This window comes from Pseudomonas sp. YL2, from assembly GCF_023063025.1.
Taxonomy (GTDB): Bacteria; Pseudomonadota; Gammaproteobacteria; order Pseudomonadales; family Pseudomonadaceae; genus Aquipseudomonas; species Aquipseudomonas putida_A.
Window position 1 is genome coordinate 75730 of the sequence record NZ_JAJSLU010000004.1, and the last position, 11299, is coordinate 87028.

Annotated in this window: 11 protein-coding genes; 3 read left to right on the top strand and 8 right to left on the bottom strand. The window is 61.0% G+C overall.

Annotation, left to right across the window (positions count from 1 at the left end):
* Positions 1–104: 104 nt before the first annotated feature.
* The 8 genes from pdxJ to lptF form a co-directional block, all read right to left on the bottom strand.
* On the bottom strand, positions 105–848 hold the full coding sequence (pdxJ, locus tag LVD08_RS07730; protein ID WP_122595029.1) for a pyridoxine 5'-phosphate synthase: 744 nt from the start codon (positions 846–848) through the stop codon (positions 105–107).
* Between the two features lie 39 nt (positions 849–887).
* The gene (gene recO, locus LVD08_RS07735; protein ID WP_007965159.1) at positions 888–1577 is read right to left on the bottom strand and encodes a DNA repair protein RecO; all 690 of its coding nucleotides are present in this window, start codon (positions 1575–1577) and stop codon (positions 888–890) included.
* 169 nt (positions 1578–1746) lie between these two features.
* On the bottom strand, positions 1747–2649 hold the full coding sequence (era, locus tag LVD08_RS07740; protein ID WP_247267845.1) for a GTPase Era: 903 nt from the start codon (positions 2647–2649) through the stop codon (positions 1747–1749).
* Positions 2642–3331: a ribonuclease III gene (rnc, locus tag LVD08_RS07745; protein WP_024011703.1), complete on the bottom strand. Its 690-nt coding sequence runs from the start codon at positions 3329–3331 to the stop codon at positions 2642–2644. The genes era and rnc overlap by 8 nt, the downstream gene beginning before the upstream one ends.
* A gap of 183 nt (positions 3332–3514) precedes the next feature.
* Entirely contained in the window at positions 3515–4369 is an 855-nt protein-coding gene (lepB, locus tag LVD08_RS07750) for a signal peptidase I (RefSeq protein WP_025112167.1), read from the bottom strand.
* A 9-nt stretch (positions 4370–4378) separates the two neighbouring features.
* Positions 4379–6175, bottom strand: a complete 1797-nt coding sequence (lepA, locus tag LVD08_RS07755; RefSeq protein ID WP_003221926.1) for a translation elongation factor 4 — start codon at positions 6173–6175, stop codon at positions 4379–4381.
* A 172-nt stretch (positions 6176–6347) separates the two neighbouring features.
* On the bottom strand, positions 6348–7409 hold the full coding sequence (gene lptG, locus LVD08_RS07760; RefSeq protein ID WP_103369733.1) for an LPS export ABC transporter permease LptG: 1062 nt from the start codon (positions 7407–7409) through the stop codon (positions 6348–6350).
* Positions 7402–8523 carry an LPS export ABC transporter permease LptF gene (gene lptF, locus LVD08_RS07765; protein ID WP_247267846.1) on the bottom strand — a complete coding sequence of 374 codons (1122 nt, stop codon included), beginning with the start codon at positions 8521–8523 and terminating at the stop codon, positions 7402–7404. The genes lptG and lptF overlap by 8 nt, the downstream gene beginning before the upstream one ends.
* Positions 8524–8831: 308 nt before the next feature.
* Here lptF and LVD08_RS07770 point away from each other — a divergent pair, with 308 nt between their 5' ends.
* The 3 genes from LVD08_RS07770 (at position 8832) to LVD08_RS07780 (ending at position 11207) form a co-directional block, all read left to right on the top strand.
* Positions 8832–10322 (top strand): leucyl aminopeptidase, encoded by a 1491-nt coding sequence (locus LVD08_RS07770; RefSeq protein WP_027610952.1) that lies wholly within the window; start codon positions 8832–8834, stop codon positions 10320–10322.
* Between the two features lie 61 nt (positions 10323–10383).
* Positions 10384–10812 (top strand): DNA polymerase III subunit chi, encoded by a 429-nt coding sequence (locus LVD08_RS07775; RefSeq protein WP_202370096.1) that lies wholly within the window; start codon positions 10384–10386, stop codon positions 10810–10812.
* 8 nt (positions 10813–10820) lie between these two features.
* Positions 10821–11207 (top strand): DNA polymerase III subunit chi, encoded by a 387-nt coding sequence (locus LVD08_RS07780; protein WP_096795191.1) that lies wholly within the window; start codon positions 10821–10823, stop codon positions 11205–11207.
* Positions 11208–11299: the final 92 nt, after the last annotated feature.

The window sequence follows — 11299 nt, forward strand, 5'->3', positions numbered from 1 at the left end:
GGGGGGCGCGGGGGGGCGGGGGGAATGCGCAGGGGCCGGGTACCGCCACGCAAACCCCGACTCGAGGCCCTGCCCCCCTCCCACATTGGGTTCTGGGGTGTTGCTTAGGGCTTGGCGGCAGCCAAGATCAGCGCCTTCATCTCGGACACTGCAGACTTGAACCCGACGAACAACGCATGCGCCACCAGCGCATGGCCGATGTTCAATTCGTTGATGCCTTTGATCGCCGCCACGGCTTCGACGTTGTGATAATGCAGGCCATGCCCGGCGTTGACGATCAGGCCCTGCGCCAGACCAAACGCTACGCCGTCGGCCACACGCTTCAATTCTTCAGCAACTTCAGTCGGGGTTTCGGCATCAGCGTAACGCCCGGTGTGCAGTTCGATGGCCGGCGCACCGACGCGCTTCGACGCAGCGATCTGGCGCTCGTCAGCATCAATGAACAGCGACACCTCGCTGCCGATCTTCGACAGGCGCTCGACCGCTGCCCTGATGCGTTCTTCCTGCCCCGCTACATCCAGACCGCCTTCAGTGGTGAGTTCCTGACGGGTTTCCGGGACGAGGCAGATGTGCGCCGGACGGATGCGCTCGGCGAACGCCATCATTTCTTCGGTGACGCCCATTTCGAAATTCATGCGGGTCTGCAGCACATCCTTGAGCAGCAGCACGTCGCGCTCCTGAATGTGCCGGCGGTCTTCACGCAAGTGCACGGTGATGCCATCGGCGCCCGCCTCTTCCGCGTCCAGCGCTGCCTTGACCGGATCCGGGTAGCGTGTGCCACGGGCCTGACGCAGGGTGGCGACGTGGTCGATGTTCACGCCAAGAAGAATGCGATTGCTGGTGGTCACGGATGCGCTCCTGAAGGGAAAGATTCGGCGCACAGCATATCAGGGCTTGCGAAATAGCTCGCGGCTGACGAGGGGGCGACCGCCCAAGTGCACGGCCAGTGCCTGACGCATCAGACGCTTGGCGGCAGACAGTGCGCCGGGAGCGGTCCAGTCGGCTTCAGCCATGGCCAACAGTTCGGTGCCGTTGAACAGACCCGGCTGCAACAGAAACACCCGTTCAAGTCCGGCGTCCACTTGCAGACGATAGAGACCGTCCGGCGCGACCGGTTCGCTGTGGATATCGGTGTTCAGGGAGAAGCCGTAACCGAGATCGTCCAACAGGCGCCATTCGAAAGAACGCAGTAGCGGCTCCAACGGGCGACCCTCGGCCAGGGCCAGCAGTGTTGCAGCGTAATGGTCGAACACCGCCGGGTGCGGGTCTTCGGCAGGCAGCAGGCGGATCAGCAGCTCATTGAGATAGAGGCCACTGAACAGCGCCTCACCGACCATCCAGGTCGCGTTGCCGGCACTTTCCATGCGCCCGACGTTCTTCAATTCACCCTTGCCACGAAACTCGACTTCCAGTGGCACAAACGGTCGCGCCAGTGTCCCGGCCTTGCCCCGCGCACTGCGCAACACCGCCCGCAGCCGCCCTTGCGGCGTAAGGAAGTCGACCAGCGCGCTGGTTTCGCGGTAAGCGCGCGAATGCAGAACGTAGGCGAGCTGGGCGGGAGGTGGGGTTTGCGACATGGAGTTCTCGATGAAGAAACGCGGTTTTACTCACAACCCAAAACTACTGTGGGAGCGGGCTTGCTCGCGAAAGCGGTGAATCAGTCAAAGTATAGGTCGACTGACACTGCGCATTCGCGAGCAAGCCCGCTCCCACAGGGAGTTCTCCGGTGTCTCGGAAAACCGGTGATTACAGGTCGCCGTAACCCAGCGAACGCAGTGCACGCTCGTCGTCGGACCAGCCGCCCTTCACCTTGACCCACAGGTTGAGCATGATCTTGGAGTCGAACAGCAGCTCCATGTCCTTGCGCGCCTCGGTGCCGATGCGCTTGATGCGCTCGCCCTTGTCGCCAATGATGATTTTCTTCTGGCCGTCACGCTCGACGAGGATCAGCGCGTGGATGTGCAGGGTCTTGCCCTGCTGCTTGAACTCTTCGATCTCGACGGTGATCTGGTACGGCAGCTCGGCGCCCATCTGGCGCATGATTTTCTCGCGCACCAGTTCGGCGGCGAGGAAACGGCTGCTGCGGTCGGTGATCTGGTCTTCCGGGAAGAAGTGATCGTTCTCCGGCAGGTGATCGGCGATGACCTTTTCCAGCGCGTCGAGGTTGTGCCCGTGTTGCGCGGAAATCGGGATGATCTGTGCGTTCGGCAGCTGTTCCTGCAACCACGACAGGTGCGGCATCAGCTCGGCCTTGTCTTCGATGCGGTCGGTCTTGTTCAGTGCGACGATCAGCGGCCCGGTCACGTACTGCACGCGCTCCAGCACCATCTGGTCCTCTTCGGTCCACTTGGTGCGATCAACCACGAAGATCACCACGTCGACATCTTTCAACGCCGCCGAAGCGGTTTTGTTCATGTAGCGGTTCAGGGCCTTTTCGCCACCCTTGTGCATGCCGGGGGTGTCGACGTAGATCGCCTGCACGTCACCCTCGGTCTTGATCCCGAGCATGTTGTGACGGGTGGTCTGCGGCTTGCGCGAGGTGATCGCGAGCTTCTGGCCGAGGATGTGGTTGAGCAACGTCGACTTGCCGACGTTGGGACGGCCGACGATGGCAACGTAGCCACAGCGAATTGCTTTTGTATCAGTCATTGCCATTCTCCACGCCCAGGGCAATCAGTGCTGCGGCGGCCGCTACCTGTTCGGCAATACGACGGCTCACACCCTGACCTCGGCTTTTTTCATTCAATAAGACCACTTCGCACTCGACGAAGAAGGTACGGCAGTGCGGCTCACCCTGGATGTCCACCACTTCGTAGCGTGGCAGTTCGCAACCGCGCGATTGCAGGTGTTCCTGCAGACGGGTCTTGGGATCCTTGTTGGTGTCGACCAGCGTCAGGCCTTCGAACTCACCGGCCAGCCAGGCCAGTACGCGCTCGCGAGCGACGTCCATGCCGGCATCCAGGTAGATCGCGCCGATCAACGCTTCGAGGGCATCGGCCAGAATCGATTCGCGACGGAAGCCACCGCTTTTCAGTTCGCCCGAGCCCAGACGCAGGTAGTCGCCCAAGTCGAAACCACGGGCCAGCACCGCCAGTGTCTCACCCTTCACCAAACGTGCGCGCAAACGCGACAACTGGCCTTCGCGGGCCAGCGGGAAGCGATCGAACAGCGCCTCGCCAGCGACGAAGTTGAGGATGGCATCGCCGAGGAATTCCAGGCGTTCGTTATTACGCCCGGCAAAGCTGCGGTGCGTGAGGGCCAGCAGCATCAGCTCCTGATCCTTGAAGGTATAACCGAGCTGGCGCTCGAGACGGCTTAGAGAAACGCTCACGGTTTACCCACGCTGAGTTCGTGGCTGGATTCCACTGCCATCGCCGGGGTACGGCGCAGGCCTGGGACAATTAACGCTGTGTTCAAAAATGACGTCCTGAATATCGTGGCTTCATGCCCTGGTGCCGATTTGTGTCGACTCCAGAAATGCATTCGGCGCTGTGGTCAACAGCGCCGTGATTGATTACTTGATCAGGCCAACCCGCGAGAAATTCGGCAGGTGGCTGAGTTTCGGTTCCGGCCAGCTCATCCAGACAGCGAAGGCTTTGCCGACGATATTCTGGTCGGGAACCATGCCCAGCAGGTCCTTGGGAATGTTCGGGTCATCCCAGTAGCGACTGTCGTTGGAGTTGTCGCGGTTGTCGCCCATCATGAAGTAGTGCCCGGCCGGCACGGTCCAGGTATGGTCCGGCGTAGCGCGGTAGCGGCTCATTTCCTTGCGGATCAGGTGCTCGGCAGCGCCGAGTTTTTCCTTGTAGAGTTCCGCGCTGCCCAGCGTGCCCGGCTCGGAGCCGACCAGTTGCTCGGCAATCGACTCGCCATTGACCAACAGACGCTTGTCGGCGGTGTAACGCACCGTGTCGCCCGGCAGGCCGACTACACGCTTGATGTAGTTGACGTTCGGGTCGCTCGGGTAGCGGAACACCATCACATCACCACGCTGCGGATCACCGACTTCGATGATTTTCTTGTCGATCACCGGCAGGCGGATCCCGTAAGAAAACTTGTTCACCAGAATGAAGTCGCCCACGTCCAGGGTCGGTTTCATCGAGCCGGACGGAATCTGGAACGGTTCCACCAGGAACGAACGCAGCACCAGCACGATGAACAGCACCGGAAAGAACGACTTGCCGTATTCGACCAGCAACGGCTCTTTGTTCAGCTTCTCGACCACCACGGGCTCGGGCTGGCTGACACTGCCTTGATAAGAGGCAATGGCAGCACGCCGACGCGGCGCCAGGAACAGCAGATCGAGCAACGCCAACAGGCCGCAGACGAACACGGCGATGACCAGCAACAGCGGGAAATTTAGTGACATAGGACCTGACTATTCCAACCTGAGCACGGCAAGGAAGGCTTCTTGTGGAATTTCCACGTTGCCGACCTGCTTCATGCGTTTCTTACCGGCCTTTTGCTTTTCAAGCAGCTTTTTCTTACGGCTTACGTCACCGCCGTAGCATTTGGCCAATACGTTCTTTCTGAGTGCCTTGACGGTTGTCCGGGCAACGATCTGACCGCCAATGGCCGCCTGGATCGCCACGTCGAACATCTGACGAGGAATCAGTTCTTTCATCTTCTCGGTCAACTGGCGACCTTTGAAGTGCGAATTGTCACGGTGCACGATCAACGCCAGGGCGTCGACCTTGTCACCGTTGATCAGCACGTCCAGTTTCACCAGATTAGCCGATTGGTAACGATCGAAATGGTAATCCAGCGAAGCATAGCCGCGGCTGGTGGATTTGAGGCGGTCGAAGAAATCCAGGACCACTTCGTTCATCGGCAGGTCGTAGGTCACCTGGACCTGATTGCCGAGGAACAGCATGTCGACCTGTACGCCGCGTTTCTCGATGCACAGGGTGATGACGTTACCCAGGTGCTCCTGCGGAACCAGGATGTTGGCCCGCACGATTGGCTCGCGCATGTCTTCGATGGCCGACACATCCGGAAGCTTGGATGGGTTGTCGACGTAAATCGTTTCACCGGTTTTCAGTACCAGCTCGAAAATTACCGTTGGCGCGGTGGTGATCAGGTCCAGGTCGTATTCGCGCTCGAGGCGCTCCTGGATGATCTCCATGTGCAGCATGCCGAGGAACCCGCAACGGAAGCCGAAGCCCAGTGCGTCGGAGCTTTCCGGGGTGTACTGCAGCGACGAGTCGTTCAGGGTCAGTTTCTGCAGCGCTTCGCGGAAGTCCTCGAAGTCGTCGGAGCTGACCGGGAACAGACCGGCGTAAACCTGTGGCTGGATGCGTTTGAAACCGGGCAGAACCGGGACATCCGGGGTCGAGCTCAGGGTCAGGGTGTCACCGACCGGTGCACCGTGAATGTCCTTGATGCTGGCGATGATGAAGCCCACTTCGCCAGCCTTGAGGTCAGCGGTAGCGGTGTGCTTCGGGTTGAATACACCAACGCTGTCGACCAGGTGGATCTTGCCGGTGGATTTCACCAGGATCTTGTCACCCTTCTTCACGCGGCCATGACGCACGCGCACCAGGGAAACAACGCCCAGGTAGTTGTCGAACCAGGAATCGATGATCAACGCTTGCAGCGGATCTTCGATGTTGCCGGTCGGCGCAGGAATCGTCGCGACCAGACGCTCGAGCACTTCGTCGACACCCAGGCCGGTCTTGGCGCTGCAGGTGACGGCGTCGGTGGCGTCGATGCCGATGATCTTCTCGATCTCGTCCTTGACGCGGTCCGGCTCGGCCTGTGGCAGGTCGATCTTGTTCAGCACCGGCATGACCTCGAGGCCCTGCTCGATGGCGGTGTAGCAGTTGGCCACGGACTGGGCTTCAACACCCTGACCGGCATCGACCACCAGCAACGCACCTTCACACGCGGCCAGGGAACGGCTGACTTCGTAGGTGAAGTCGACGTGACCCGGGGTGTCAATGAAGTTCAGTTGGTAGGTGACGCCATCTTTGGCTTTGTAATAGAGGGTAACGCTATGGGCCTTGATGGTGATCCCGCGTTCGCGCTCCAGATCCATGGAATCCAGTACCTGGGCTTCCATTTCACGCTCGGCCAGGCCACCGCACATCTGGATGAAACGGTCAGCCAGCGTCGACTTGCCATGGTCAATGTGGGCGATGATGGAGAAATTGCGGATATGACTCAAATCACTCACGGATCAACACTCAAAAAGGCTGCAGGCTTGGCCCGCCGAAAAATAGCCGGGAATTGTACCTGATACACGGCGCAAGCGTCACGTTCGCCTGTCACCCCGATTGCATACGAAAACGCCCCGATCTGTCGACCGAGGCGTTTTCGCGGTTAAAGCGCTGGCAACAACGCGGCCATCAGCCGGCCCGTCGCAGCAACCACACACCCGCCAGCGCACAGACCGTGGCCGGCACCAGCACCGCGAACAGCGGCGAGAAACCGAACACCAGGCTCGACGGGCCAAGCAGATCCTGGACGATGCGGAAGGTGAAGCCCACCAGCACGCCGGTGAACACTCGCTGACCGAGGGTGACCGAGCGCAACGGACCGAAGATGAAGGAGATCGCCATCAGCACCAGCGCGGCGGTGACCAGCGGCTGCAACACCTTGACCCAAAATGCCAGCCAATAGCGGCCATTGCTCAGGCCCTGATCCGCCAGATAGTGGATATAGCCCCACAGACCGGAAATCGACAGCGACTCAGGCGCCATCACCACCGTGTTGAGCAGTTGCGGGCTCAGCGACACGTCCCACTCCTCGCTCGGCGCATTCACCACTTCGGTGCTGCGCTCGTGGAACACCGTGGTGGTCACGTCGCTGAGCAGCCAGCGCTTGCCGTCGAACTCCGCACGCTTGGCGAAGCTGGAGCTGAGCAGGTGGCGCTCTTTGTCGAAGTGATAGCGGGTCACCCCATACAACAGGCCGTCGGGTTGCACGGCGTTGATATGGATGAATTCCTCACCCTGACGGTGCCACATGCCGTGCTTGGCGCTCTGCGCGTCGCCGCTGCCTTGCGCCAGCGAGCGATTGGCCTGGGCCATGCTTTCGGTGGCCGGCGCCACGTATTCGCCGATCAGTACGCCGGCCAGCATCAACACCAGCATTGGCTTCATGACGGCCCAGACGATGCGCCCGATGGACACACCCGCGGCACGCATGACCGTCAGTTCGCTGCTGCTGGCCAGACTGCCGAGGCCGATCAGACAGCCGATCAGCGCGGCCATCGGCAACATTTCGTACAGGCGACGCGGCGCGGTGAGCATGACGAAGCTCAGCACGTCAGCCAGTGTGTAGGTATCGCTGACGTCGCTCATCTCGTCGATGAAGGCAAACAGGGTCGCCAGACCCAGAATGATCGCCAGCACGGCGATGATCGCCACGAATACGCTGCTGCCGATGTAGCGGTCGAGTTTAACCACGGGCCACCTCCAGCGCTGCGCTGCGACGGCTGGCCAGCTTCAGGCGCAACGGCTCCCAGTACAGCAGGCCGAGACCGATGACCAGGAAGATCCCGTGCACCCACCACAGGCCAAGGGCCGGCGGGATCTTGCCTTTTTCGAGGGCGCCGCGGGCGGCAATCAGGATGGTCAGGTAAGCCATATAAAGAAGAATCGCCGGCAGCAGCTTCAGGAAACGGCCCTGACGCGGATTGACCCGCGACAGCGGCACCGCCATCAGGGTCACGATGAACACCAGCAACGGCAGGGAAATCCGCCATTGCAGTTCGGCCCTGGAACGCTCGTCGTTGGCGCCCAGCAGGGTCGAAGTCGGGATCGCGTCACGGTCGGTGACTTCGTCACTGGCATCGGGTTTTGGCAGCAATACGCCGTAGGTGTCGTATTTGATCGCGCGGTAATCGGCCTGACCCGGGCTGCCGTCATAGCGATAGCCGTTGTGCAGGATCAGGTAGCGGTTGCCGTCAGAGTGGATCTCCTGACGGCCCTTCTCGGCCACCAGCACGGAAATCCCGCGGTCCTTCTGATCCGAGCCGAGGTTTTTCTGCGAGATGAACACGCCACCGAGGTTGACGCGATCGTCGGTCAGGCTTTCGGTGTAGGTCACCCGAGTGCCGTCACGCAACGCCTGGAAACGGCCAGGTTCGAGGGTATCGAATTCGGTCAGGGCGTCCTGCTTGTTCAGCAGCAGCTGGAACTGGTTGGCGCCCTGCGGGGCCAGACTCAGGCTCAGCCACGCCACCACCAGTGCCACCAGCGTCGCCGGGAACAGGGTCATGCGCAGCAGACGCTGCTGACTCATGCCGGTGGCCGAGAGCACGGTCATTTCGCTTTCGAGGTACAACCGGCCGTAAGCCAGCAGGATCCCGAGAAACAGACCCAACGGCAGGATCAGTTGCATGAAACCCGGCAGACGGTAACCCATGATCAGGAACAGCGATCCCGGATCGAGTTGGCCCGCAGCGGCCTGGGCAAGGTATTTGATGAAGCGACCGCTCATGATGATGACCAGCAGCACGGCGCTGACGGCGCTCAGGGTCAACATCACTTCACGGGACAGATAACGGAAGACGATCAAACCAGACACTCCAGGGTTGTCAGGCTAAGGCGGCCAAACAAGCAAATGTTTCGAGCGACCCGCAAGGCAGAGCCGTCGAAAAAAGATGCGGCATTATCCTGTGATTGAGGGCGCCTGTCACTGCGCACACTCACCCAAGCGTAGATTCCGTTGAAGATCGCACAACCGAGGGTTGTCAGGCGCGGTGAGCGAGGTTCAAACTGCCGCCTTCGTCGCAGGCACAGACCTGCGCCTCTTCTATCTATAAGCAGGCGACTGCGGACACCGTCGAACGCCTGTGTGTTGACCATTCATTCAGGGATCCGGACATGGAACTGGTTGTAAAAAGCGTTAGCCCAGAAACGTTGAAAACCGCCACCCTGGTGGTTGCCGTCGGCGAAGGCCGCAAACTCGGCGTCGCTGCCAGACAGGTCGACGAGCTGAGCGGTGGCGCGATCAGCGCCGTGCTCAAGCGTGGCGATCTGGCCGGCAAGGTCGGTCAGAGCCTGCTGCTGCACAGCCTGCCGAACCTGAAAGCCGAGCGCGTGCTGCTGGTCGGCGTGGGCAAGGATGAAGAACTGGGCGACCGTCCGTTCCGTAAAATCGTGGCTGGCATCCTCAATACCCTGAAAGGTCTGGGTGGCAGCGATGCCGTGCTGGCCCTGGATGAAATCATCGTCAAGAACCGCGACAGCTACGGCAAGACCCGTCTGCTGGCGGAAACCCTGGTGGACGGCGAATACACCTTCGACCAGTTCAAGAGCCAGAAAGCCGAACCGCGCGCCCTGAAGAAAATCACCCTGCTGACCATCAAGGCTGCGCAGGCCGAAGTGCAGCGCGCCGTGAACCATGCCACCGCGATCGCCAACGGCATGGCCTTCACCCGTAATCTGGGCAACCTGCCGCCGAACATCTGCCACCCGACCTTCCTCGGCGAGCAAGCCAAGAACCTCGGCAAAGAGTTCAAGGATCTGAAAGTCGAAGTCCTCGACGAGAAGAAGATCAAATCCTTGGGCATGGGCTCGTTCTACGCCGTCGGCCAGGGCAGCGCCCAGCCGCCGCGCCTGATCGTCATGCAATACAACGGTGGCAAGAAGTCCGAGAAGCCTTACGCGCTGGTCGGCAAAGGCATCACCTTCGACACCGGCGGCATCAGCCTCAAGCCGGGCGCCGGCATGGACGAAATGAAGTACGACATGGGTGGCGCAGCTTCCGTGTTCGGTACCCTGCGTGCGGTGCTCGAGCTGAAGCTGCCGATCAACCTGGTGTGCATCCTCGCTTGCGCGGAAAACATGCCGAGCGGCAATGCTTCGCGTCCGGGCGACATCGTCACCACCATGAGCGGCCAGACCGTGGAAATCCTCAACACCGACGCCGAAGGCCGTCTGGTGCTGTGCGACGCCCTGACCTACTCCGAGCGTTTCAAGCCGCAGGCAGTGATCGACATCGCCACCCTGACCGGTGCCTGTGTGGTTGCACTGGGCGCCCACACTTCGGGCCTGCTGGGCAACAACGACGAACTGATCGAGCAACTGCTCAGCGCCGGCAAAGCTGCTGACGACCGCGCCTGGCAACTGCCGCTGTTCGACGAATACCAGGAACAACTGGACAGCCCGTTCGCCGACATCGCCAACATTGGCGGGCCGAAGGCCGGCACCATCACTGCCGCGTGCTTCCTGTCGCGCTTCACCAAGAACCTCAACTGGGCGCACCTGGACATCGCGGGCACCGCGTGGACCAGCGGCGGCAAGGACAAGGGCGCCACTGGCCGTCCGGTTCCGCTGCTGACCCAATACCTGCTGGACCGCGCCAAAGCCTGAAACCGATGAACCTGGGCGGCGTCACTTTGCGGTGACGCCGCTCAAGGCTCAGGGAACCGCAATGACCAAAGTCGACTTCTATATCCTGCCCAGCGCCGATCCTTCGGCTCGCCTGGACTTTGCCTGCAAGCTCACCGAGAAAGCCTGGCGCATGGGCCACCGCATCTACCTGCATTGCAGCGATGCTGCTCAGCGTGACGATCTCGATGCGCGCCTGTGGGCGTTCAAGGGCGAAACGTTCGTGCCGCACGGCCCTGCCGAAAGCGAACCGGACGGTTTGATCGTGCTGGGACTGGGCGCTGACTGCGGCGCGCATCAGGATCTGCTGGTCAACCTCGACCTGAAAGTCCCGGCCTTCGCCAGCCAATTCGCCCGCGTGGCGGAAGTGGTGGTGGAAGATCCGACGATTCGCGCGGCGGCACGGGAGAGTTTCCGTTTCTACCGCGAACAGGGCTATCCTCTGCAAGATCACCGTTTACAGCGACTCTGAGTACGCCGATGGACACTCCAAAACCGCTGCAAAAGCCTGCACACCTGTTGGACGATCTCGAATCGATCCGCCAGTTGCTCGGCGATGACAACCTGCAACCGCCCTTGCTGACCGACACGGTCGAGGACGGCGAACAGGAACAGATTCCGATGTTGTTCGAGGCCGTCGACACCGCGCCGCCGACCATCGAACCGCCACCTGCTCCGGCCCCGGCACCTGCTGCCGCACCTGTGGATAAAGGCCCGGACGCCCTGCTGCACCTCGATAGCGAACTGCGCGCCGCCGCGCAATTGATCATGCAGGACGTGATCGACGACTTCGCACCGCACATCGAAACCGAAATCAAACGCCGCCTCGAGGCGCGGATGGAACGGCTTTTGAGCCAATACGAATAACCACAAATCCCCTGTGGGAGCGGGCTTGCTCGCGAATGCGGTATGTCAGGCACCATCATCGCTGGCTGACACACCGCATTCGCGAGCAAGCC